This is a genomic window from Herbaspirillum sp. GW821-FHT09A12 (assembly GCF_059418325.1).
In genome coordinates this window covers 210,896-233,973 of sequence record NZ_JBWKPR010000005.1, presented here as the reverse complement: position 1 = coordinate 233,973, position 23,078 = coordinate 210,896, and the positions used below count along the sequence as shown (strand labels likewise).

The 23,078-nt window shown below is 63.9% G+C and carries 24 protein-coding genes and 1 pseudogene; 16 read left to right on the top strand and 9 right to left on the bottom strand.

What is annotated here, in order from left to right:
- Positions 1 to 120 (top strand): annotated as a pseudogene (locus AC07N6_RS14635) (ketol-acid reductoisomerase); the annotation flags it as partial.
- A gap of 464 nt (positions 121 to 584) precedes the next feature.
- Positions 585 to 1,229 (top strand): glutathione S-transferase, encoded by a 645-nt coding sequence (locus AC07N6_RS14630; RefSeq protein ID WP_494783781.1) that lies wholly within the window; start codon positions 585 to 587, stop codon positions 1,227 to 1,229.
- Positions 1,230 to 1,271: 42 nt separating this feature from the next.
- Here AC07N6_RS14630 and AC07N6_RS14625 read toward each other — a convergent pair whose 3' ends face one another.
- Complete coding sequence (locus AC07N6_RS14625; protein WP_494783782.1) at positions 1,272 to 1,757, bottom strand: glutathione peroxidase; 486 nt, start codon at positions 1,755 to 1,757, stop codon at positions 1,272 to 1,274.
- A 49-nt stretch (positions 1,758 to 1,806) separates the two neighbouring features.
- Positions 1,807 to 2,850: a type IV pilus twitching motility protein PilT gene (locus AC07N6_RS14620; RefSeq protein ID WP_494783783.1), complete on the bottom strand. Its 1,044-nt coding sequence runs from the start codon at positions 2,848 to 2,850 to the stop codon at positions 1,807 to 1,809.
- Between the two features lie 75 nt (positions 2,851 to 2,925).
- Between AC07N6_RS14620 and AC07N6_RS14615 the strand changes: the two genes are divergently transcribed.
- From AC07N6_RS14615 to AC07N6_RS14600, 4 genes are all read left to right on the top strand, one after another.
- Positions 2,926 to 3,627, top strand: coding sequence for a YggS family pyridoxal phosphate-dependent enzyme (locus AC07N6_RS14615; RefSeq protein WP_494783784.1), 702 nt, complete (start codon positions 2,926 to 2,928; stop codon positions 3,625 to 3,627).
- Positions 3,628 to 3,698: 71 nt separating this feature from the next.
- Positions 3,699 to 4,511, top strand: coding sequence for a pyrroline-5-carboxylate reductase (proC, locus tag AC07N6_RS14610; protein WP_494783785.1), 813 nt, complete (start codon positions 3,699 to 3,701; stop codon positions 4,509 to 4,511).
- A complete protein-coding gene (locus AC07N6_RS14605) occupies positions 4,511 to 5,251 on the top strand; it encodes a peptidoglycan DD-metalloendopeptidase family protein (protein ID WP_494783786.1) in 741 nt (246 codons plus the stop codon). The genes proC and AC07N6_RS14605 overlap by 1 nt, the downstream gene beginning before the upstream one ends.
- A gap of 17 nt (positions 5,252 to 5,268) precedes the next feature.
- Positions 5,269 to 5,496, top strand: a complete 228-nt coding sequence (locus AC07N6_RS14600) for a hypothetical protein (RefSeq protein ID WP_494783787.1) — start codon at positions 5,269 to 5,271, stop codon at positions 5,494 to 5,496.
- A gap of 407 nt (positions 5,497 to 5,903) precedes the next feature.
- Here the strand turns inward: AC07N6_RS14600 and AC07N6_RS14595 are convergent, their stop codons facing one another.
- Both AC07N6_RS14595 and ubiA read right to left on the bottom strand, forming a co-directional pair.
- Positions 5,904 to 6,563: a thiopurine S-methyltransferase gene (locus AC07N6_RS14595; RefSeq protein ID WP_494783788.1), complete on the bottom strand. Its 660-nt coding sequence runs from the start codon at positions 6,561 to 6,563 to the stop codon at positions 5,904 to 5,906.
- Between the two features lie 35 nt (positions 6,564 to 6,598).
- A complete protein-coding gene (ubiA, locus tag AC07N6_RS14590) occupies positions 6,599 to 7,453 on the bottom strand; it encodes a 4-hydroxybenzoate octaprenyltransferase (RefSeq protein ID WP_494783789.1) in 855 nt (284 codons plus the stop codon).
- 249 nt (positions 7,454 to 7,702) lie between these two features.
- Here ubiA and ugpB point away from each other — a divergent pair, with 249 nt between their 5' ends.
- The 5 genes from ugpB (at position 7,703) to AC07N6_RS14565 (ending at position 13,222) form a co-directional block, all read left to right on the top strand.
- Positions 7,703 to 9,013, top strand: a complete 1,311-nt coding sequence (gene ugpB / locus AC07N6_RS14585) for a sn-glycerol-3-phosphate ABC transporter substrate-binding protein UgpB (RefSeq protein WP_494783790.1) — start codon at positions 7,703 to 7,705, stop codon at positions 9,011 to 9,013.
- Positions 9,014 to 9,147: 134 nt separating this feature from the next.
- Entirely contained in the window at positions 9,148 to 10,032 is an 885-nt protein-coding gene (ugpA, locus tag AC07N6_RS14580) for a sn-glycerol-3-phosphate ABC transporter permease UgpA (RefSeq protein ID WP_494783791.1), read from the top strand.
- The gene (gene ugpE, locus AC07N6_RS14575; protein ID WP_494783792.1) at positions 10,029 to 10,880 is read left to right on the top strand and encodes a sn-glycerol-3-phosphate ABC transporter permease UgpE; all 852 of its coding nucleotides are present in this window, start codon (positions 10,029 to 10,031) and stop codon (positions 10,878 to 10,880) included. The genes ugpA and ugpE overlap by 4 nt, the downstream gene beginning before the upstream one ends.
- Before the next feature lie 17 nt (positions 10,881 to 10,897).
- The gene (locus AC07N6_RS14570) at positions 10,898 to 11,974 is read left to right on the top strand and encodes a sn-glycerol-3-phosphate import ATP-binding protein UgpC (protein ID WP_494783793.1); all 1,077 of its coding nucleotides are present in this window, start codon (positions 10,898 to 10,900) and stop codon (positions 11,972 to 11,974) included.
- Positions 11,975 to 12,157: 183 nt separating this feature from the next.
- Positions 12,158 to 13,222, top strand: a complete 1,065-nt coding sequence (locus tag AC07N6_RS14565) for a fumarylacetoacetate hydrolase family protein (protein ID WP_494783794.1) — start codon at positions 12,158 to 12,160, stop codon at positions 13,220 to 13,222.
- A gap of 1 nt (position 13,223) precedes the next feature.
- Here AC07N6_RS14565 and AC07N6_RS14560 read toward each other — a convergent pair whose 3' ends face one another.
- The 3 genes from AC07N6_RS14560 to AC07N6_RS14550 form a co-directional block, all read right to left on the bottom strand.
- Positions 13,224 to 13,607 carry a nuclear transport factor 2 family protein gene (locus AC07N6_RS14560; RefSeq protein ID WP_494783795.1) on the bottom strand — a complete coding sequence of 128 codons (384 nt, stop codon included), beginning with the start codon at positions 13,605 to 13,607 and terminating at the stop codon, positions 13,224 to 13,226.
- A 42-nt stretch (positions 13,608 to 13,649) separates the two neighbouring features.
- Complete coding sequence (locus tag AC07N6_RS14555; protein WP_494783796.1) at positions 13,650 to 14,645, bottom strand: TRAP transporter substrate-binding protein; 996 nt, start codon at positions 14,643 to 14,645, stop codon at positions 13,650 to 13,652.
- 90 nt (positions 14,646 to 14,735) lie between these two features.
- Positions 14,736 to 15,683 carry a LysR substrate-binding domain-containing protein gene (locus AC07N6_RS14550; protein ID WP_494783797.1) on the bottom strand — a complete coding sequence of 316 codons (948 nt, stop codon included), beginning with the start codon at positions 15,681 to 15,683 and terminating at the stop codon, positions 14,736 to 14,738.
- A 193-nt stretch (positions 15,684 to 15,876) separates the two neighbouring features.
- On the opposite strand from AC07N6_RS14550, the gene ppk2 reads away from it, so the two are divergent.
- On the top strand, positions 15,877 to 16,788 hold the full coding sequence (gene ppk2 / locus AC07N6_RS14545) for a polyphosphate kinase 2 (protein ID WP_494783798.1): 912 nt from the start codon (positions 15,877 to 15,879) through the stop codon (positions 16,786 to 16,788).
- A gap of 103 nt (positions 16,789 to 16,891) precedes the next feature.
- Here ppk2 and AC07N6_RS14540 read toward each other — a convergent pair whose 3' ends face one another.
- Complete coding sequence (locus AC07N6_RS14540) at positions 16,892 to 17,434, bottom strand: hypothetical protein (RefSeq protein ID WP_494783799.1); 543 nt, start codon at positions 17,432 to 17,434, stop codon at positions 16,892 to 16,894.
- A 356-nt stretch (positions 17,435 to 17,790) separates the two neighbouring features.
- On the opposite strand from AC07N6_RS14540, the gene AC07N6_RS14535 reads away from it, so the two are divergent.
- Positions 17,791 to 18,948, top strand: a complete 1,158-nt coding sequence (locus tag AC07N6_RS14535) for a metallophosphoesterase (protein WP_494783800.1) — start codon at positions 17,791 to 17,793, stop codon at positions 18,946 to 18,948.
- Positions 18,949 to 18,974: 26 nt separating this feature from the next.
- Here AC07N6_RS14535 and AC07N6_RS14530 read toward each other — a convergent pair whose 3' ends face one another.
- Positions 18,975 to 19,949: a GlxA family transcriptional regulator gene (locus AC07N6_RS14530; RefSeq protein ID WP_494783801.1), complete on the bottom strand. Its 975-nt coding sequence runs from the start codon at positions 19,947 to 19,949 to the stop codon at positions 18,975 to 18,977.
- 105 nt (positions 19,950 to 20,054) lie between these two features.
- On the opposite strand from AC07N6_RS14530, the gene AC07N6_RS14525 reads away from it, so the two are divergent.
- From AC07N6_RS14525 to curA, 3 genes are all read left to right on the top strand, one after another.
- Positions 20,055 to 21,308 (top strand): MFS transporter, encoded by a 1,254-nt coding sequence (locus AC07N6_RS14525; protein WP_494783802.1) that lies wholly within the window; start codon positions 20,055 to 20,057, stop codon positions 21,306 to 21,308.
- Positions 21,309 to 21,375: 67 nt separating this feature from the next.
- Entirely contained in the window at positions 21,376 to 21,975 is a 600-nt protein-coding gene (locus AC07N6_RS14520; protein ID WP_494783803.1) for a TetR/AcrR family transcriptional regulator, read from the top strand.
- A 69-nt stretch (positions 21,976 to 22,044) separates the two neighbouring features.
- Positions 22,045 to 23,073: an NADPH-dependent curcumin/dihydrocurcumin reductase gene (gene curA / locus AC07N6_RS14515; RefSeq protein ID WP_494783804.1), complete on the top strand. Its 1,029-nt coding sequence runs from the start codon at positions 22,045 to 22,047 to the stop codon at positions 23,071 to 23,073.
- The last annotated feature ends 5 nt before the right edge of the window (positions 23,074 to 23,078 follow it).

The following is a 23,078-nucleotide window of genomic DNA, read 5'->3' as shown; positions in this document are numbered from 1 at the left end:
ACCTTGCTGTCGCGTCGCCGCATCAATGCCGAGCACCAGATTGAAGTTGTGGGCGAGAAGTTGCGCGCCATGATGCCCTGGATCAAGGCTAACAAATTGGTCGACCAGACCAAGAACTAATACCGGCTCTAGTCGCGATCGGTAGCATCATGGCAGGACGCGCTTGCAAGCGCGTCCTGGGCAGGCCGGCGCGAAGCAGTGCTTCGCGAAACCCCGGCCAGCCTGCCTTGGATCAAGACCAATAGGTACAAAAGAGAAAGACGCTTCGGCGTTAATGCCGTTCAGTTAAACGCTGAACGGCATTTTTTTTGTGCAGTCCAGACACCGTTCGCCCTGAGTAGCTGCGCAGCAGCGTATCGAAGGGCAGGCAAGACCGGTAACGCTGGTACGCTGGCTTCGATACGGCCCTGGCGGGCCTGCTCAGCCCGAACGGACTCCGTGAAATTGGTCGACCAGACCAAGAACTGATCAAGGGCTTTAATCGCGGCCGGTAGCCATGGCCGCACACAGCGCCCATCCAGCACAAGCTGGCCGGCATGCAGTAACATCGCCACTCCGGTTTTTTTCCCTCTTTGGAGTGTTCCATGCAACTGATAGGCATGCTCGATTCGCCCTTCGTGCGCCGCGTCGCGATTTCCTTGCAACTTCTTGGCTTGCCGTTCGAGCACCAGTCGGTGTCGGTTTTCCGCACCTTCGACCAGTTCCGTGACATCAACCCGGTGGTCAAGGCGCCGACGCTGATTTGCGACGATGGCGAGGTGCTGATGGATTCCACCCTGATCCTGGAATACGCCGAGGCGCTGTCGGCCGCGGTCTCGGGGCGCAGCCTGGTGCCGTCCGATATTCCCGGCCTGCAGCGCTCGCTGCGCGTGACCGGCCTGGCCATGGCGGCCTGCGAGAAAAGCGTGCAGATCATTTACGAACATAAGCTGCGTCCGGCCGAGAAGCTGCACCAGCCCTGGCTGGTGCGCGTGTCGGGCCAGTTGCTGGCCGCTTATGACGCGCTGGAAGCGGTCTTTGAAAAGCAAAAGGCCGCAGTCGCCAGCGCCACCATCGACCAGGCCGCGCTGACGACGGCGGTAGCCTGGCAATTCACGCAGAAGATGGTGCCGGATGTCGTGCCCGCTGCACGCTACCCGGCGTTGGCGGCGCTGTCGGCGGCTACCGAGCAACTGCCCGAATTCGCGGCCGCGCCGCATGGCGCAGGCACTTATCGCCAGCCCGTCTGAGGCGCGCTGGCGCGCTTGTTGTGCTTATTGTGCCTATTGCGCTTATTCGGCCAGCAGCTTCTCAATGTCGGACACCATTTCCTCGGGGCGGGTCTGCGGCGCGTAGCGCTTGTAGACGCTGCCGTCCTTGCGCACCAAGAACTTGGTGAAATTCCATTTGATCGCCTTGCTGCCCAGCAGGCCAGGGGCTTCCTTTTTCAGGAACTTGAACAGCGGCGCGGCATCGCCGCCATTGACGTCGATCTTGGCGAACAGCGGAAAGCTCACGCCGTAGTTTTTTTCGCAGAAGGCGCCGATTTCCTCGGCGTTGCCCGGTTCCTGCGAACCGAACTGGTTGCAGGGAAAGGCCATCACCGCCAGCCCGCGCTCCTTGAACTGGCGGTGGATGTGTTCCAGCCCGTTGTATTGGGGCGTGAAGCCGCACTTGCTGGCGGTATTGGCGATCAGCATTACCTTCCCGCGCAGCTGTTCCAGCGGGAATTCGGTATCGTCAGCCAGCTTCGGCTGGAATTCGTAGACGGTTGTCATGGCGGCCCCTGAGTCTTTCCTGGGCGCTATTTTAGCGTGAACCCATTTTTCATAACGGGAAATAATCGGGCGAGCGGGCATGGCAGCGGGCCGTTTCCAGCGAGATGCGCTCGCGGTGCACCAGTTCGCCCATGCTGCCTTCCAGGGTTTGCATGCCGATGCCGGTGGCGGTCTGGATCGCCGAATACATTTGCGCGGTCTTGCCTTCGCGGATCAGGTTGCGGATCGCCGGGGTGCACAGCATGATCTCGTGCGCCGCCACTCGGCCGTTGCCGTCGAGCGTCTTGAGCAGCGTTTGCGAAATCACCGCCTGCAGCGATTCGGCCAGCATGGCGCGCGCGCTTTCCTTGTCGCCGGCGGGGAAGGCGTCGACGATGCGGTCCACGGTCTTGGCGGCCGAGGCGGTGTGCAGCGTGCCGAATACCAGATGGCCGGTTTCGGCGGCGGTCAGCGCCAGGCGGATGGTTTCGGCGTCGCGCAGCTCGCCCACCAGCAATACATCGGGATCCTCGCGCAGCGCCGCCCGCAGCGCATTGGCGAAGGAATGCGTATGCGCGCCGACCTCGCGCTGGCTGACCAGCGAACGGCGCGGTTCGTGGACGAACTCGATCGGGTCTTCGATGGTGAGGATATGAGCCGCGCGATGCTCGTTGATGTGGTTGACCATGGCGGCGAGCGTGGTGCTCTTGCCCGAACCGGTCGGGCCGGTCACCAGCACCAGCCCGCGCGGGCGCGCTGCCAGGTCGGCGCAGATGGCCGGTGCGCCGGCGCTGTCCAGGGTGGGGATCTGTTGCGGGATATGGCGGATGGCGATGGCCGCGCCGCGCTGTTGCCGGAAGGCATTGATGCGGAACCGCCCCAGGTTCTGGTGCTGGAAGGAGAAGTCGCATTCCAGCTGTTCGGCGTAGGCGCGCCGCTGTTCGTCATTCATCAGCGACAGCAGCATCGCCTGCAGCAGCTCGTCGGACAGGGGGCTGAGATTGATGCGGCGGATGTCGCCATGCACGCGCAGCATGGGCGGCAAGCCGGCCGACAGATGCAGGTCGGAAGCCTGGTTTCTGACGCCAAATGCCAGTAGTCCGGCAATGTCCATTTATAATCCTTGCAAGGAAAGCACTGAGCAATCTATTTATATTCCCCGCAGCCGAGCCCCTCCCGGCACCGGATTATGTCGCCAATCGCCAAAAACTTGCAACACGTGCAATATCAGATCGCAGTCTCCGCGGAACGCGCGCACCGCGCTTCGTCATCGATACAATTGCTGGCCGTCTCCAAGACCTTCGGCGCCGATGCGGTGATGGAAGCGGTGCGGGCCGGGCAGCAGGCCTTCGGGGAGAATTATCTGCAGGAAGCGCTGGAGAAGATCGCCGCGATGAAAGCGCTGGCGCCGGCGGCGCGGTTGCAATGGCACTTCATCGGCCCCATCCAGAGCAATAAGACCCGTTCCATCGCCGAGAGCTTCGACTGGGTGCATTCGGTGGACCGTGAAAAGATCGCCCGCCGGCTGTCGGAACAGCGCCCGCCGGAACTGGGGGCGCTCAACATTTGTCTGCAGGTCAACATCAGCGGCGAGCCAAGCAAGAGCGGCCTGGCGCCGGAACAACTGCCCGCGGTCGCGGCGCAGGTGGCGGCATTGCCCAACCTGGCGCTGCGCGGGCTGATGGCGATTCCCGAGCCCAGCGCCGACGTCGCGCGCCAGCGTGCGGCCTTCGCTGCGGTGCGCGGCTTGTATCAATCGCTGCGCGCCGATGGCTTGCCGCTGGATACGCTGTCGATGGGCATGTCGGCGGACCTGGAAGCGGCGGTGGCCGAGGGGGCGACCATCGTGCGTATCGGCAGCGCCATCTTCGGCGCGCGCAACTACATGTAAGGGCCCCGAGCGGGGGACCTGCATCTTTTTTATTGGAACAGCGCTTTACGGCGACGACACAAGGAGTGGAAGTGAAGATAGCGTTTATTGGTGGCGGCAACATGGCAACCGCCTTGATCGGCGGATTGGTCGGCAAGGTGGCAGAGCCGCAGAATATCCACGTGGTGGACCTCAATGCCGACTCGCTGCAAGCGCTGCGGAGCAAGTTCGGCGTCACTACCGCCACCGCCATCGATGGCACGCTCGCCGCCAGCGACGTGGTGGTGCTGGCGGTCAAGCCGCAGCAGATCCATGACGTGATGGCTACCCTGAAACCCTTCATCGGCGCGCAGCTGGTGCTGAGCATTGCCGCCGGCATCCGCATTGCCGACATGTCGCGCTGGCTGGATGGCCACCAGGCTGTCGTGCGCGCCATGCCCAACACGCCGGCGCTGATCGGCCGCGGCATCACCGGGGTGGCGGCCAAGCAGGAAGTGTCGACATTGCAGCGCGCCCAGGCCGATTCCATCCTCAAGGCGGTCGGCGAGACGCTGTGGGTGTCGTCCGAAGAGCAGCTCGACGCGGTCACCGCGATTTCCGGCAGCGGTCCGGCCTATGTCTTCTACTTTCTTGAAGCGATGGAAAAGGCGGCCGTGGAACTGGGCCTGTCGCCGGCCGAGGGCATGCAACTGGCCAAGGCCACGTTCGAAGGCGCGACCGAGTTGGCGCGCCGCTCCGACGAACCGGTCGCCACCTTGCGGGAACGCGTAACCTCCAAGGGCGGCACCACTTACGCCGCGCTGGTCTCGATGGAGCAGGCCGGCGTCAAGGATTCCATCGTCACCGCGCTCAAGGCCGCCGCCGCCCGCAGCAAGGAACTCGGCGACGAATTCGGCAAGGCCTGATGAAGAGAACTGCAAGCATCGTTGCGGCGCTGCCGCTGGCGGGCGCGCTGCTGCTGGCAGGTTGCGCCTCGACCGCCGACGGCGACGGTTATTACACCGTGCGCCGCGGCGACACCCTCTATAGCATCGGCCGCGACTTCGACCAGAATCCGTCCAACCTGGCTGCCTGGAATCGTCTGCGCAATCCCAACGACCTGGAAGTCGGCCAGCGCATCCTGGTGAAACCGCCGACCGGGATTGTGGCGCGCACCGGCGCCGGCCAGACCAGCCGCGGCGCATCGCCGGCCCCGGCGCGCAAGGCCACGCCGGCCGCCAGGCCCGCGGCCAAAGCGGCGGGCCAGGGCGGCGATGACGATGCCCCGGCGCCGGCCGATGCCAAGCTTGACTGGATCTGGCCTACGCAGGGCAAGTCGGCGCCCAGCAGCGACAGCTACAAGAAGGGCATCGACATCGCCGGCAGCGATGGCCAGGCGGTGGTGGCGGCCGCCGCCGGCAAGGTGACCTACGCCGGCCACGGCATCCGCGGCTATGGCAACATGGTGATCATCAAGCACACGCCTGCGCTGCTGTCGGTCTATGCGCATAACAAGAGCATCGCGGTCAAGGAAGGCCAGATGGTCACGCGCGGCCAGCAGATCGCCGCGATGGGCAACAGCGACACCAGCAAGGTGAAGCTGTATTTCGAAATCCGCCGCAACGGCAAGCCGGTCAATGTGATGGCCTTGCTGCCGCCGCGCTGAACCGTTCAGGAATTGTCATGGCCAAGCTTGAAGAGATCGTCAGGAAGCAGAAGGTGGGGGCGACCTTTGTCATCAGCGCCCAGATGCTGCAGTTGAGTCCGCGCGAGTTCGATGCGCTGGCGCAGGTGTGGGACGATGATGGGGGGCCTGGTTTCAATGTTGCCGGGACGCCGTTTCGGGTGGTGGTGGATGGGGAGTTTTTGATCAGTCGGGTGACTGTGGTTCGGACTACTGCTGAAGTGTGATGTTTTAATTTACTGCGCCGTATTAGATAGATGTCGGGCGGCGCTGGGTAGTCTGGTCTTGCTGCTTGTTGGTGTACTGGCTTTAGTCTTTTCTTTCTTCGGTCGGAGGGGAGCGCCGGGGGCGGCCCGGCAGCCGCTCACTTTCTTTGCTTCGCCAAAGAAAGTAAGCAAAGAAAGGCGACCGCTACCGCCCAGCCCCTTCGGGGTTCCCGCTGGAGTCGCCGAAAAAATGGGCAAGGCAGAGTCGCTACGCTCCGACTGCCTTGCTGATCCATTTTTTCGGTGACTCCAGCGGCTGGTCAGAAGCGGACTTCTTGTCCGGCTCGCCTTCGGCATTGCGTTGCTTGCTGCTCGCCTACGGCTTCGGTGTTTTTGATCGCTATCGCCGTCGTTTCGCCGCGCTGTACTTAGTCCTTGCGCTGCAACCGGTACACCACCGTATCCAGCTTTTTCAAGCCGCGCTCGATGAACTTGGGTTCCTTTTCCAGGATGTCGCGGCGGTCGATTGCCTGCGCTTCCGTATGAGAGGCGTAAATCTCTTGGACTTCCTTTTCCGGCACCGAAAACGGCGGCCCATCCATTTGCTCCTGGGCATATTCCAGGGTGATCAGGATGCTGCGCGCGCCGGTCGGCAGGCGGCCGTAGACTTGTTCTGCGTAACGTGCGCGCATTTCCGGCGGCAGCGCGATCAGCGCTGCGCGGTCGTAGGCGCTGGCGCAGTTGGCCAGGGTCGCATCATCGAGCTTGAAGATGTCGCCGCAGATGATTTCGATGGCGCCGGCCGAGTAATGGGTTCCTTGCGCGGATTCGCGTACTTGCGGCGACAGTTGGTTTTCGGCGAAGAATTGTTCGACCGCCAGCTGCGACAGTTCCACGCCCAGCACCTTGTGGCCTTGCTCGGCCAGCCACAGCATGTCCAGCGACTTGCCGCATAGCGGCGCCAGCACCGTGCTGCCGGCCGGCAGCGCCAGCGTCGGCCAGTATTTCTGCAGCAGCGGCGTCACGCGCGACTGGTGAAAATGGGTGCGTCCCTCGCGCCAGCGTTCCAGCCAGAATTCTGCTTCCATCTTGTCTCCTCGTTATCGTCAATCCGCTTGCGTTGTCAGCGCAGCAGGTAATCCAGCGCCACGCCGGCGAAGATTGCCGAGCCCAGCCAGTTGTTGTTGTTGAAGGCGGCGAAGCAGCGCATGCGGTCGCGCTCGCGGATCAGCGTGTAGTGATAGATGGCGAAGCCGCAGGCGACCAGCATGCCGGCCGAGAACCACAGGCCCATGCCGTACTGCAGGCCTACCGCCCAGATCAGGGCCAGGGCGACGGCGTAGCACAGCATCACCGCCAGCACGTCATGGCGGCCGAAGGTGATGGCGGAGGTCTTGATGCCGATCTTGAGGTCGTCGTCGCGGTCGACCATGGCGTATTCGGTGTCGTAGGCCACCGCCCAGAATACATTGGCGACCAGCAGCACCCAGGCCGCTGGCGGCACCTCGCCGGTCACCGTGGCGAAGCCCATGGGAATGCCGAAGCCGAAGGCGATGCCCAGGTAAGCCTGCGGGATCGCGAAGAAACGCTTGAAGTAGGGGTAGGTGGCGGCGATGATGAGCGCGGCGACCGACAACTGCTTGGTCAGCGCGTTGAGCGGCAGGATCAGCAGGAACGACACCAAGGCCAGCACGCCGGCCACCATCAGCGCTTCCCACGACTTGATCTTGCCGGCGGTCAGCGGGCGTTGCTCGGTGCGTTTCACAAAACGGTCGAAGTCGCGGTCGGCGTAGTCGTTGATGGCGCAGCCGGCCGAGCGCATCAGCGCGGTGCCGACCACGTAGATGGCCAGCACGCCCAGCGCGGGAACGCCGCCCGAGGCCAGCCACAGGGCGATCAGCGTGGGCCACAGCAGCAGCAGGATACCGATGGGTTTGTGCGCGCGCACCAGCAGCGCGTAAAGCTTGAGCCTGTTCATGCCTGGTCCGGAAAAGGAAAGCCGCATTATAAATCGCTGCCGCGGCGACTGCTGCCGGGCTGGTGGGCTGACGTGCGGCTGACAGCGGATGCCCGCCGGGCAGAAAATTGTTGAAGAAAATATCTTATTGATCATTTTCTGCTGCATAGCGGCATCGTTTTTCTTTGCGCCGGGAAGGGACTCCCGTTAATGTAACGCGGCTGTCATGGAGCATTGTTAGCATCAAAACCCCTTTTCTGGAGGTCTCTGATGAAATTCAAAACACTGGTCGCGACAGGCTTGCTGGCGACGATCGCCTCTTCCGCCCATGCCGCAACCGAAATTTCCTGGTGGCATTCGATGACCGGTGCCCTGGGCGAACGCGTCAATGCCCTGGCCGATGACTTCAACAAGAGCCAGTCCGACTACAAGGTGGTTCCGGTCTACAAGGGTACCTACGACGAATCGATGGCTGCCGCCATCGCTGCCTACCGCGCCGGCAATGCGCCCGACATCCTGCAGGTATTCGAGGTCGGCACCGCCACCATGATCTACGCCCGCGGCGCGGTCAAGCCGGTGTATGAAGTCATGCACCAGGCCGGCGAGAAGTTCGACCAGAATGCCTATGTGCCGGCGGTGGCGGGTTACTACTCCACGTCCAAGGGCATGATGTCCTTCCCGTTCAACAGCTCCACCACCATCATGTTCTACAACAAGGACATGTTCGCCAAGGCCGGCCTCGATCCAGAGAAGCCGCCCGTGACCTGGCAGGAATTCGTCGGCATGGCCGCCAAGATCAAGGCCAGCGGCGCATCGTGCGCATACACCACGACCTGGCAATCCTGGGTGCATTTGGAATCGTTTTCAACCTGGCACAACGTCGAGCTGGCATCGAAGAACAATGGCTTCGGCGGCCTCGATGCGCGCCTGAAGATGAACAGCCCGTTGCACGTGCGCCATATCGAAAACCTGGTGAACTGGGCCAAACAGGGGTACTTCACCTATGCCGGCCGCAAGGATGAGGCCAACGCCAAGTTCAATGCCGGCGAGTGCGCGATGATCACCGGCTCCTCCTCCGCGTATGCCGATATCCGCAAGAACGCCAAGTTCAAGTTCGGCGTGGCCGCGCTGCCGTACTACAACGACGTGCCGGGCGCGCCGCAAAATACCGTCATCGGCGGTGCTTCGCTGTGGGTGATGGGGGGCAAGAAGGCGGATGAGTACAAGGGCGTGGCCAAGTTCTTCACCTACCTCTCCAAGCCGGAAGTGGCGGCCAAGTGGCACCAGGACACCGGCTACCTGCCGGTCACCAAGGCTGCTTACGAGCTGACCAAGCAGGCCGGTTTCTATGAGCGCAACCCCGGCACCGATGTCGCGGCCAAGCAGATGATCGTCAAGACCACCGAGAAGTCGCGCGGCCTGCGCCTGGGCAATTACGCACAGATCCGCACCGTGTTCGACGAGGAACTGGAAAACGTCTGGACCGGCAAGAAGACCCCGAAGGACGCGCTGGACTCGGCCGTCAAGCGCGGCGACGAATTGCTGACGCGCTTCGAGCGAGCCAACAAGGGCAACCAGTAATACCGGCGTTGACTGTGCCGCCGGCCGCGCTGCCCATCGCGCACGCGCGGCCGGCGGCATCGCCCGTTCCGATGGGATGGCGCGGCGCCGCCGGTTTGCGCTTTCCTGAACCTTTTTTCCTGGCCTGAACCAACGTGGAAAAACGCGCGCGATTCAAATCCAAATGGTTGCCGTATCTGCTGGTCGCACCGCAGATCCTGGTCACCTTGCTGTTCTTCTTCTGGCCGGCGCTGCAGGCGCTGTACCAGTCCGTTCTCTTGCAGGACGCCTTCGGCGGCTATTCCGAATTCGTCTGGCTGGACAACTTCGCCGCCCTGTTCGGCGACCCGACCTATCTCGAATCCTTCCGTACCACGGCGGTATTTTCCCTGCTGGTGGCTTTTTTCGGCATGACCCTGTCGCTGTTGCTGGCGGTCTTTGCCGACCGCGTCACCCGCGGCGCGTCGATCTACAAGACCTTCCTGATCTGGCCCTATGCGGTGTCGCCGGTAGTGGTGGGGGTGCTGTGGATGTTCCTGCTGAGCCCTTCGCTGGGCGTGCTGTCGCACCTGCTGGGCAGGCTCGGCATCGATTGGGACTATATGATCAACGGCCGCCACGCGATGATCCTGATCGTGATCGCCGCCGTGTGGAAGCAGATCAGCTACAACTTCCTGTTCTTCCTGGCCGGCCTGCAGTCGATCCCCAAGTCGCTCATCGAAGCGGCCGCCATCGATGGCGCCGGCCCGGTCAAGCGCTTCTTCACCATCGTGTTCCCGCTGATCTCGCCGACCACGTTCTTCCTGCTGGTGGTCAATGTGGTCTACGCCTTCTTCGACACCTTCGCCATCGTCGAGGCCACCACCCGCGGCGGCCCCGGCAAGGACACCGAGATCCTGGTCTACAAGGTGTTCTCGGACGGCTTCAAGGGCGGCGACCTGGGCAGTGCGGCGGCGCAATCGGTGGTGCTCATGGCGGTGGTGATCCTGCTGACCGTGGTGCAGTTCAAATACGTCGAAAAGAAGGTCCAATACACATGATCGAGAGACGGCCAATCCTGGATGCGGTGAGCCACCTGGTGCTGATTCTGGGCGTGCTGGCGGTGGTGTTCCCGCTCTATGTCGCCTTCATCGCCAGCACCCAGACCGCCGAGCAGTCGGCCATGTCGCCGATTTCGCTGGTGCCCGGCGGCGAGCTGCTCAACAACTACGGCACCGTGCTGTTCAAGGGCGCCTCCGGCCAGGTCATCGCGCCGCCGGTGATCAACATGCTGTGGGTCAGCCTGGTGACGGCGCTGATCATCGCCGTGGGCAAGATCGCCATCTCCATGCTGTCGGCCTTCGCCATCGTGTATTTCCGCTTCCCCGGCCGCAACCTGTTCTTCTGGATGATCTTCGTCACCCTGATGCTGCCGGTGGAAGTGCGCATCACGCCGACCTACCAGGTGGTGTCCGATTTCGGCATGTTGAACAGCTACGCCGGCCTGACGGTGCCGCTGATCGCCTCGGCCACCGCCACCTTCCTGTTCCGCCAGTTCTTCCTGACCGTGCCCGACGAGCTGGCCGAGGCCGCCCGCATCGACGGCGCCGGGCCGCTGCTCTTCCTCAAGGACGTGCTGTGGCCGCTGTCGCGCACCAATGTGATCGCGCTGTTCGTGATCATGTTCATCTACGGCTGGAACCAGTACCTGTGGCCGCTGATGATCGCCACGAAACAGGACATGTACCCGATCGGCATCGGCATCAAGACCCTGATCTCGGGCGGCGATTCGGCCGTCGAGTGGAACATGGTGATGGCCACCATGATGCTGGCCATGCTGCCGCCCGGGCTGATTGTGGTGGTGATGCAGAAATGGTTCGTCAAGGGCCTGGTCGATTCCGAGAAATAATCTTACGCAGAGCGAATATGGCAGCGATCCATCTCAAGCAAGTCCGCAAGACCTACGGCCGCGGCGCCAAGGCGGTCGACGTCATCCACGGCATCGATGCCGAAATCGCCGACGGCGAATTCATCGTCATGGTCGGCCCTTCCGGCTGCGGCAAGTCCACGCTGCTGCGCATGGTGGCCGGCCTGGAAGAAGTCAGCGACGGCCAGATCGTCATCGGCGATCGCGTGGTCAACGAACTGGAGCCCAAGGAGCGCGACATCGCCATGGTGTTCCAGAACTACGCGCTGTATCCGCACATGAGCGTGTATGAAAACATGGCCTACGGCCTGAAGATCGCCGGCCTGCCCAAGGCCGAGATCGACGCGCGCGTGCAGCGCGCGGCGGCCATCCTCGAGCTGGGCGCCTTGCTGGAGCGTACGCCGCGCCAGCTCTCCGGCGGCCAGCGCCAGCGCGTGGCGATGGGCCGCGCCATCGTGCGCAAGCCCGCGGTATTCCTGTTCGACGAGCCGCTGTCCAACCTCGATGCCAAGCTGCGCGTGCAGATGCGGCTGGAGATCCAGAAACTGCATGCTTCGCTGCGCACCACCAGCCTGTACGTGACGCACGACCAGGTCGAGGCGATGACGCTGGGCCAGCGCATGATCGTCATGCACAAGGGGCGCGCCGAGCAGATCGGCACCCCGGCCGAAGTCTATGCGCGCCCGGCCACCACCTTCGTGGCCGGCTTCATCGGCTCGCCGCCGATGAACCTGCTCAACGGCAGACTCGGCGACGACGGCACGCGCTTTACCTTCGACGACGGTTCGACGCTCGACTTGCCGGCGGCCAAGCGCATCGGCGGCGGTGCGCGCATTCTCGGCATCCGTCCGGAACACCTGCAACTGGGCCGTCCCGGCCTGGCGCTGCAAGTCGAGCTGGTCGAGGCGCTGGGCGCCGAATTGCTGGTGCACACGCGCTGCGGCGGCCAGAGCCTGGTGGTGCGCTGCGCGGCCGGCACGGATGTCGCCATGGGGCAAACGGTGACGGCCGGTTTCGATGCCGCTCTTTTGCACTGGTTCGATCCGCAAACCACGCAGCGCATCGATGCCTCTTAGCCGACGGATTCCTTTCGGTCTTCCAATGCAGCCGCAATATCCGGTGCGAGGGCGGCGAGCTGGACGGCAGCGTTGCCGTTTTCGCCAATGGGCTGTTGCAGCCATTTGAAACGGATGTGAAACGGGCTGGAAATCCTGGAAGGAAGCGATTCGCCAACACTAAATCATACGAAGGAGACAAGCATGGACAAGAATCGTCGCAATCTGATCAAGGCCGGCGCCTCGGCGGCTGTTGGCGGCATGTTGATGGGGCAGAACCTGGCGCAGGCGCAGGATGGAGCGCCAATACCCGCAGTCACGCCGCTGGCAGGCAAGATCGGCATGCGCCTGGCGACGGCGACGATCGCCGGTGGCGCGCCCACGGTGATTGTGGTGCTGGATGATGGCCGCATCGTCGACCTGAAAAAAGCCGCACAGCGCCAGAATGTCGCGCTCGGTTTCGACGGCGCGTCGATGCTGGCCCTGGTTGCCAGCGGCAATGCCGGTTTGGCGCAGGTCAAGGCAGTGGCTGACCGCGCGGCGCAGGACACCGGTTTGCCGCCCTTGAGCCAGGCCCGCCTGATGTCGCCGATCCCGCGGCCGGATCGCAATATTTATTGCGTCGGCTGGAATTATCTCGACCATTTCGAGGAAGGAAAGAATGCGCGCGCCGACAAGGTGGTGCAGAAATTGCCGGACCATCCGGTGTTTTTCAGCAAGGCCACCCATACGATGAACGGGCCTTTCGATCCGATTCCGCATGACATCACCAACTCCAACACGACCGATTGGGAGGCCGAACTGGCGGTTGTCATCGGCCGGCGCGGTCGCAATATCCCGGAAACCGACGCCATGGATTACGTGTTCGGCTATGCCGCCTATAACGATACGACTTCGCGCGAAGTGCAGCAGAAGCGCCATGGTGGCCAATGGTTCAAGGGCAAGAGCCTGGACGGTCACGGGCCGATGGGGCCGTGGATCGTCACGGCGGCGGGCGTGAAGCTGGATGACGTGCGCGTGATCTGCCGCGTCAACGGCGTCGAGAAACAGAACGCCAGTTATCAACAGATGTATTTCAAGATCCCGCGCATCATTGCCGAACTGTCGCGCGGCATGACACTGGAGGCGGGTGACATCATCGCCACCGGCACGCCGTCCGGCGTCGGCTTTGCACGCACGCCGCCGGAATTCCTCAAGCCGGGAGACATGCTGGAGACCGAAATCACCGGCATCGGCATTATCCGCAACCCGATCAAATCGGAAGTCTGACTCAGTATTTTTCTTCGATGCGCGGCACGCGCTGCGCGGGGTCGTAGAAGAAGGTCTCTTCGACGATGCGTTCGTCTTGCCAGCGCTGGTAGGCCAGTTCTTCCATGTGGGTGACGGTGCCGTCCAGCCATTCGAAGTGGAAAATCCAGCGGATCACCACCTTGTCGCCCTCGACGAATACCGGCCTGACGCATTTCGATTTGAGCGACTTCACACGCGCCATGACCTTGCGCTCGTTGGCGACATGGGCATCGCGGCCGAAGCGCGGCGGGTCGGTATTTTCCTGCATGGTGGCGTCTTCGGCATAGAACTCTTCGACCGCTTCGACATGGGCGTTGGCTTCGACGCGGGCGATGAATTTTTCCAGGGTTTCCTTGCTTGGCATACGGGTCTCCTTGTCGCTTAATTTTCCATGTCGCCGATGGCGTCAGGCCGGCGCTGCGCAGCGCGCGCGGATAGCGCTGTTGCCGTCTTGCTGCCACCAGCTGTCGGCCTGTTCCCGGCCGGCCTGGCGCAGCGCCTGGCGAATCGCCTCGGCCGGCTGCACATTCAGGGTCATGCCGTGTTCGCTCATGCGCGCATAGTTGGCCTGGATGCGGTTCTTGACCGAGGCCCAGTTGGCGTCGCTGACGGCCTTGGCCGCTTGCGTCAAGGCGGCTTGCTGCGCCGGCGTCAGCTGGTTCCAGACATCGTTGTTGATGACGGTATAGCTGAGCGGAATGGCGTAGCTGACCGCGGTGAAGTTGGGCAGGTAATCCCACAGGCGATTGCCGGCGCCGCCATCGCCGGACGACAGCACGGCATTGAGTTCGCCCGAAGTCAGTTTGGGGCCCACCGCCGAGAACGGCAAATTGACGCTTTGCGCGCCGATGCGCTGGAACACGCCGCGGCTGTTGTCGTCGTAGGTGCGGATGCTGAGCGCCTGGAGCGCCGCGAGGTCCGGCAGGGGCTTGGCCGACCAGATGCCGGACGGCGGCCAGGGGGTGGCATACAACAGGCGCATGTTGAGCGCCGCCAGGTGGCGCTCCAGTTCGGGCCGGGTACAGGAGAACAGGTTTTGCGCCTGCTCGAAGTCGTCGACCACGAAGGGCAGCGACGACAGCAGGAAGAACGAATCGCTGCCGCCCAGGATGCCGGCGAACAGCGTGCCGATCTCGGCCCGTCCTGCGCTTACCGCGGCGACCTGGTCTTTGCCTTTGTAGGGGTTGGCGGCTTCCTGCAAGGTCACGATGTTGACGGCCCCGTTCGACAGCTTTGCCACATTGGCCGCGAACTGCAGGTCGGCGCTGGCGGTGACCGAGGTGGCCGGGTATTCGTTGATCAGGCGCAGAGTGGCGGTCTGGGCCGGCACGGAGAGCGCCGGCAGCAGGAACATGGCGGCACAGGCCAGGCGGCGCAATGTTGCGGATGCAATCACGGACATGCTTTTTCCTTCGACGCTGGCGTTATTGATGGAACCAATGGAATCCGATACTTTCCCGTACACGGTCCGCCAGGCCAAGGTATGGCGCAATCAGCCCGCGGCCAGCTCCGTCTCGTGCAGCATATCCACGCCGCCGAGGTTGCAGGCGAACACCGCCTTTTGCACGGCGTCGATCGCTGCCTGGCGGGTGAAGCTCTTGCGCCAGGCGATCACCACGCGGCGCGATGGCGCCGGCGCGATGAAGGGTACGTAGCGCACCATGCCGTCGCGCGCGTTGAGGTCGGTGATGGAAGCCTTGGGCAATACGGTGATGCCGATGCCCGAGGACACCATGTGGCGGATGGTTTCCAGCGAAGAGCCCTCGAAGGTGCGGGCGATGCCGTCGCCGCTGGTCGAGAAGCGCGACATCTCGGGGCAGACTTCCAGTACCTGGTCGCGGAAGCAATGGCCATTGCCCAGCAACAGCATGGTTTCGCTCTTGAGGTCGCGGGCGTCGATGGCCTTGCGGTCGGCCCATTTGTGGTGGCGCGGCAGGGCCACCACAAATTCCTCGTCGTACAGCGGCAGCACGTTCAGGCCGTGGTCGGGGAAGGGCAGGGCCATGATGGCCGCATCCAGTTCGCCCTGGCGCAGCAGCTCGATCAGGCGGGTGGTGAAATTCTCTTGCAGGATCAGCGGCATCTGCGGCACGGTCTCGATCATGGTCTTGACCAGCGAGGGCAGCAGGTAGGGGCCGATGGTATAGATGATGCCCAGGCGCAGCGGGCCCGACAGCGGGTCCTTGTTCTGGTTGGCGATTTCCTTGATGGCCGCGGTCTGTTCCAGCACCCGTTCGGCCTGCGCCACGATCTGCGCGCCCAGCGGCGTGACCGATACCTCGGTGCCGCCGCGTTCGAAGATCACCACGCCCAGTTCGTCTTCCAGCTTCTTGATGGCGACCGACAGCGTGGGCTGGGCCACGAAACAGGCTTCCGCCGCGTGGCCGAAGTGCTTTTCGCGGGCCACCGCCACGATGTATTTGAGTTCTGTGAGTGTCATGCTGATAGGCTAAATCCGATTTCAAGGACTATAGCGTATTTTTGATCAGGGGGTTCCGTACCGCATCAGGGGCGTGCAGCCGGCGCCCGCGGGCGCTGTCACGGCTTGGTCATAATCGGCAGGTATGTTGTCACGCACTTTACAGTGGACGGAAACGTCCGCCGGGCGGCTTAATCTTGCTTAAAGGAAAACAATGGACAACGAAGAACTGGTCAAGCGCATTCATCGCGAACTGGCCGACAGCTATGACGAAGAGATGGAGCTGGAAATCGAAGACCGCACCGTCGACCCGGTGACCGGCGAGATTGGCAGCGCGCACGGCGATGTCGAGAAGGCGTATCGCCGCCAGTACTTCCGCGAACTGTTCCGCCTGCAGGGCGAACTGGTCAAGCTGCAGGACTGGGTGGTGAAGACCGGGCACAAGGTGGTGATCGTGTTCGAAGGCCGCGACGCGGCCGGCAAGGGCGGCGTGATCAAGCGCATCACCCAGCGCCTCAACCCGCGGGTGGCGCGCGTGGCGGCGCTGCCGGCGCCCAACGACCGCGAGCGTACGCAATGGTATTTCCAGCGCTATGTGTCGCACCTGCCGGCCGCCGGCGAGATCGTGCTGTTCGACCGCAGCTGGTACAACCGCGCCGGGGTCGAGCGCGTCATGGGTTTTTGCAACGACGAGCAATACGAGGAATTCTTCCGTTCGGTGCCGGAGTTCGAGCGCATGCTCACGCGCGCCGGCATCCAGGTGATCAAGTACTGGTTTTCCATCACCGACGAGGAGCAGCACCTGCGCTTCCTCTCCCGTATCCATGACCCCTTGAAGCAGTGGAAGCTGAGCCCGATGGACCTGGAGTCGCGCCGCCGCTGGGAGGAGTACACCAAGGCCAAGGAAGTGATGCTGGAGCGCACCCACATCCCGGAGGCGCCGTGGTGGGTGGTGCAGGCGGTGGACAAGAAGAAGGCGCGCCTGAACTGTATCCAGCACCTGCTGCAGCAGATGCCTTACCAGGAAGTGCCGCATTCGCCGGTGATCCTGCCGGAGCGCGAGCGCCATGAAGACTACGAGCGCCATCCGGTGCCGGACAACATGATCGTGCCCGAGTATTACTGAGCAGGGCCTGCCGGACGTTGCTGGACGTTGCCGGCCGGGCCGGAAATGAAAAATGGCCGGTGCATCGCACCGGCCATTTTCATTGGGGCTGAACGAAAACGGATCAGCCGAAATGCTTTTCGATGATTTCCCCGAACGCCTGTTCGGCGGACATGCCCTTCAACATCAGCGCGCTGATGTCGTCCGAGTACTGGTTGATGCCTTCCGGCAGCATTTCGCGGTTGGCCTTGAAGTAGGCGTACTTCTCGCCGTCGATGGCTTCGCGCGCGCGTGCGGCCGCGGTCATCGGGCGGGCGCCGCCGGCGCTGCGGGCCGAGGCCGCGCGCGCCGAACGCGGCGTGCTGTTGCGCACGCCGCTGCCGCCGGTGGCGATGATGCGCTTGATCTGCTCCAGCGTGAAGATGGGCGTGACGTTGCCGGCGCCGAATTCGTCGTCTTCCGCACGATGCAGATGATGGTTGCCGTCGAAGGCCATCTTCTTGTCGAAGCTGTTGATGACTTCGTAGTGCGGCTTTTGCACCGAACCGAACATGGAAAAATGCACGCGGTCGCCATAGGCGGCCATCTGTCCGATGACGCCGTTGAGGAATTCAGGCTTGATGGCCTCGACGTTGCCATGCCAGCGCTTGGTTTTGCTTGAACTCAAAATAAATCTTCCAATGAAGCATGCGCGTCCTTGTATCGATGGGATCGATGCGGCGATGGCCGCCAAGGTCGCGCAAAATAAAAAAGCGGGGATCGAGACAATATTATCCTCCTCTGTTCGTCATCTTGCATGCCCGGCGCCGACTTTTTCTGCGCCGCCGATCCGGGGAATTGCCCGCAATGCCATGTCCAGTAAGGATTTGCGGGGTTTTTGCGCTGCATGTGGTTGAAAACCTGTCATCAGGCCGCCATATCGGCAAGGCGATGCAAGTATTTAATCGCGTTTGATCGCGTTTGTCTGGCAGACCGGCCCGATGCCGGGCTTCGGCCTCTTTCCCCCACAACCAGAAAGCCCTCATGCGCCGTACCTATATTGGAGTCTTCGTGTTTCTCGGCATCCTCGCCGCCCTGCATGCATGGATAGGCTGGCAACTATTGCCCGCGCTGACTGCAGACGCCGGCTGGATCGCGGCCGGCGCCGTCGTGCTGGCCATGTCGTTCTTGCTGATGCCGGCCGCCCTGTTCGCGCCCATCCTGAAGCGGCGCGGCATGGCCGAAGGCGCGGCCGACCGCCTGGCGTGGGCCGGCATGCTGGCCATGGGCGCGTTCTCCTCGGCGCTGCTGCTGACCGTGCTGCGCGCAGTCGCACTGGCGCTGGCGCCGCTGCTGGATCTGTCCACCATCCACCTGCGCCAGCTGGACGCGGCCACCGCCTGGCTGGTGCTGGCGCTGACCGCTGCCGCCACCGTAGTGGGCTTTCTCAATGCGCGCCGCACCGCGGCCGTGGTCAACGTCAGCGTGCCCATCGCCAACCTGCCGCCGCAGCTTGAGGGCTTCACCATCGTGCAGATCAGCGACATCCACGTCGGTCCCACCATCAAGCGCCCCTACCTGCAGGCCATCGTCGACAAGGTCAATGCGCTGCAGCCCGATGTGGTGGCCATCACCGGCGATCTGGTCGACGGCAGCGTGCGCCAGCTGGCATCGCATACCGAACCGTTGGCGCAGATCAAGGCGCGCCACGGCGCCTATTTCGTCACCGGCAACCATGAGTACTACTCGAACGCGCATGAATGGATAGAAGAAGTGCGCCGTCTCGGCCTGACCGTGCTGATGAACGAGCATGTGGTGCTCAGCCATGAAGGCGCCGGCCTGGTGCTGGCCGGCGTGACCGATTTCACCGCCCACCAGTTCGATCCGGCCCAGCGCAGCGACCCGCACGCCGCCATTGAAAACGCTCCCGCCGGCAGTCCGCGCATCCTGCTGGCGCACCAGCCGCGCTCGGCGGCGGCTGCGGCCGAGGCCGGCTTCGACCTGCAACTGTCGGGCCACACCCACGGCGGCCAGTTCTTTCCCTGGAATTTTTTCGTGCCGCTGCAGCAGCCCTATGTGGCCGGCCTGAACCGCCTGCACCAGCTGTGGATTTACGTCAGCCGCGGAACCGGCTACTGGGGGCCGCCCAAGCGGCTGCTGGCGCCTTCCGAAATCACGCGGGTCAGGCTGACGGCGGGCTGATCCCGCGCATCATCGACTTCAACGCTTCAGGCCGCCGCTTCCAGGCGGCCTTGTTCGTCATGCCCTCGCGCCAGCCGGCGCAGCGTTTGCGGCGGTTGCCCGAACAAGCGCATGCAAGCGCGCCGCATGCGTTCGGCGTCGCCAAAGCCGGTAGCGCGGGCGATCTGCTCCAGCGAGTCGGATGACTCTTCGATACGGATGCGGGCAGCCTCAGCGCGCATCTGCTCGATTGCCTTGGCCGGCGTCTGGCCGGTTTCGGCGGCGAAGGCGCGGTCGAACTGGCGGCGCGAGAGGCACGCCACTTCGGCCAGCGCATCCACCGTCAATTCTTGCTGCAGATGCTCGCGCGCGAAGCCGAGCGCGCGGCGGATGCGGTCGCTGCCGCCATCCATTTCCTGCAGCGCCGAGAACTGCGACTGCCCGCCCGGGCGGCGATGGTAGACCACCAGTTCGCGCGCCACCGCGCGCGCCAGGTCGGCGCCATGGTCGTCTTCGATCAGGGCCAGCGCCAGGTCGATGCCGGCGGAGATGCCGGCCGAGGTCCACACCGAACCGTCGCGCGAATAAATCCGGTCGCTGTCAACCAGCACCTTGGGATGCATCTTCTGCAGCTTGGCCGCCATGCGCCAGTGCGTAGTGGCGCGCTTGCCATCCAGCACGCCGGCCGCCGCCAGCACGAAGGCGCCGGTGCACACGCCGGCGATGCGGCGCGAGCGTTTGGCCGCGCGCACGATGTAGCTGCGCAATTGCTCCGACACCAGCCCTTCGCGCGGCGCGCCGCCGCCGGCCACCAGCAGGGTGTCGAAACTGGCTGTGCCGATGCGTTCGGTCTGGATGCAGGCGCCGGCCGAACTGCGGATCATGCCGCCCGGCTCCGACAGCAGCGACAGGCGGTACAGCTGCTTGCCCGCGACCCGGTTGGCGGCGTCGAAAGCCGAGAGCGGCCCGGTGAAGTCGAGCATGCTGCAATCGGTGAAGATCAGGAAGGCGGTATCGCGCATGGGCATCTGGACAGGCTCCGGGATGGCTTGAAATGCAGGAATTATGACATTTTGGACGTACGCGTGCAGCGCACACTGCGCAGGTCGATATCACCGGAGCCTGCCATGGACCGAACCGCCGCCGTCGCCGAAGCGCGCGACCCCACTCCCGCCAACCCTGCCGCCGCGCGCCACCGCTGGAAGGTCCTGGCCGCCGGGGTGGCCGCCAACGCCAGTTTCTCGGCCATCTTTTCCGGCATTCCCGTGACCTCGGTGGTATTGCGCGCGGACTACCAGCTCAGCAATGCCCAGCTTGGGCTGGCGCTGGGCCTGTTGAGCCTGGGCGTGGCCCTGGGCGAACTGCCGTGGGGCGTATTGACCGACCGCCTGGGCGACCGCAAGGTGCTGCTGACCGGCTTGCTGGGCACCGTTGCCGCGCTGTGGCTGCTGGTGCTGTTCGCGCTGCCGGGGCAGGGCGCGGCAACGTTCAGATGGCTGTGCGCGGGGCTGATGCTGGCCGGCTTGCTGGGCGGCAGCGTCAATGGCTCAAGCGGGCGGGCGGTGATGGGATGGTTTCAAGATGGCGAGCGCGGCCTGGCGATGAGCATACGCCAGACCGCGGTGCCGCTGGGCGGCGGCATCGGCGCGCTGCTGCTGCCGTCGCTGGCGGCCCATGCCGGCTTCGGCGCGGTCTATGGCGCGTTGATCGCCGGTTGCCTGGCCAGCGTCTGGCTGACCTTGCTGTGGCTGCGCGAGCCGCCGCCGTCGGCGCCGCCGCAACAGGCGATCCGGCAGGAACGTGCCGCAACCCCGGCTTTGCGCAACGCTACGGTCTGGCGCCTGGCGCTGGGCACCGGTTTGCTGTGCGCGCCGCAGGTAGCGCTGATCAGTTTCGGCGGCGTCTTCCTGCACGACGTCAGCCATGCCGGCCTGGTGCTGATCAGCGCGGTGATGACGGTGGTGCAAGTCGGCGCTGCCGTTTCGCGTATCGCCAGCGGGCGCTGGACCGATCGTCGCGGCAATCGCCGCGGTTTCCTGCGCGGCTGCGCTTTATTGAGCGCCGGGCTGTTCGCGCTGCTGGGCGTATTGGCGTGCTCCGGCGCAACGCTGGCGCCGCTGGCCTTGTCGCTTGCCGTCGCCGGCATCGCGGTATCGGCCTGGCACGGCGTGGCCTATACCGAACTGGCGGTGCAGGCCGGGCCGGCGCAGATCGGCACCGCGCTGGGGTTGGGCAACAGCTGCGTATTCATGGTGTTCTTCCTGACCGCGCAGGCGGTGCCGCCGCTGCTGCAATGGCGGGGCTGGGCCGCCGTCTGGTTGGCGATGGCAGCGGTGGCGCTGGCGGTGCGGCCGTTGTTTCCGGCGCCGGGCAAGCAATGACGGAAGCGTGTTTCTTCGAAGAAGGCAGCTTTAGACGACCGGTCTAATTTTTGGTTAGAATGTCGCCATGCGAGAAAACTACGGCGAAAACAAGCGCAACATCCTCATGGCCGGGCGCGCGATCATCGCGCAAAAAGGCTTTTCCGGCGTCGGGCTGTCCGAGATCCTGGCGGCGGCGGAGATTCCCAAGGGGTCGTTCTACCACTACTTCGGCTCCAAGGAGCAGTATGGGCGCGAGCTCATCGAACACTATGTCGAGGGCTACCTTGAGCTGCTGGGCAAGGTGCTCGGCGCGGATGCCTATGGCGCCAGCGCGCGCGAGCGGCTGCTGACCTATTGGGGCTATTGGCTGGAAAGCCAGTGCTGCCAGGAATTCGAGCAGCGCTGCCTGGTGGTCAAGCTCAGCGCCGAAGTGGCCGACCTGTCCGACGACATGCGCGAGGCCTTGCATCAAGGCACCGGGCGTTTTATCGCCCGTATTGCCGGCTGCATCGAGGACGGCGTCGCCGACGGTTCTCTGCATACCGTGCTGGAGCCGCTGGCCACCGCCACCATGTTGTACCAGCTATGGCTGGGCGCCAGCTTGCTGTCCAAGCTCAGCCGCGACCGCGTGCCGATGGAAAGCGCGATGCACGTCACCCGCCGGGTACTGGTTCCGCCGCAATAGGCCGGCCATTCATCTTCATTGCGCATTCAAATTTCCCAATTAAGTTTCCCAATTTCCAAAGGACTTCCCATGAGCGCCAATCACGCAGTCAACCGCAGGATCGTCCTCGCCGCGCGCCCCACCGGCGCGCCTGTGGCGGCCAATTTCCGTCTTGAGGAAACCGCCGTGCCGGCGCCTGAAGAAGGGCAGGTGCTGCTGCGTGCCGAGTGGCTTTCGCTCGATCCTTACATGCGCGGCCGCATGAGCGACGCGCCGTCTTACGCGCCTTCGGTCGATATCGACGCGGTGATGACCGGCGGCACCGTCTCGCGCGTGGTGGCTTCGCGTCATGCCGATTTCCATGAAGGCGACCTGGTGATGGCCTACACCGGCTGGCAGGAATACGCCCTCTCCGACGGCAGCGGCGCCACCAGGTTGCCGGCCGGCTTCGACCACCCTTCGCATGCGCTGGGCGTGCTTGGCATGCCCGGTTATACCGCTTATGCCGGCCTGATCGACATCGGCCAGCCGCGCGCCGGCGAAACCGTGGTGGTGGCCGCCGCCACCGGCGCGGTCGGCTCGCTGGTGGGACAGATCGCCAAGATCAAGGGCTGCCGCGTGGTCGGCGTGGCCGGCGGCGCGCAGAAGTGTGAATACGCAGTCAAGGAATTGGGCTTCGACGCCTGCATCGACCACCGCTCGGCGGATTTTGCCGCGCAACTGAAGGCGGCCTGCCCCCAGGGCATCGATGTCTATTTCGAGAATGTCGGCGGCGCCGTGTTCGATGCCGTGGCGCCGTTGCTCAACGTGCACGCCCGCATCCCGGTATGCGGCCTGATCGCGCATTACAACGGCGGCCGTGTCGAGTCCGACGCCAGCGCGCTGCTGCGCCGCGTGCTGACGCAACGCATCCAGATCCGCGGCTTCATCATCTTCGACTACTACGTCAACCGCCCCGACCTGCTGGCGGCGTTCCAGCACGATGTCTCGGGCTGGCTCAAGCAAGGCCGGCTGCGCTACCGCGAAGACGTGGTGCAAGGGCTGGAAAATGCGCCGCAAGCCTTCATCGGCATGCTGGAAGGCAAGAACTTCGGCAAGCTGGTGGTCAAGCTGGACTGACAAGC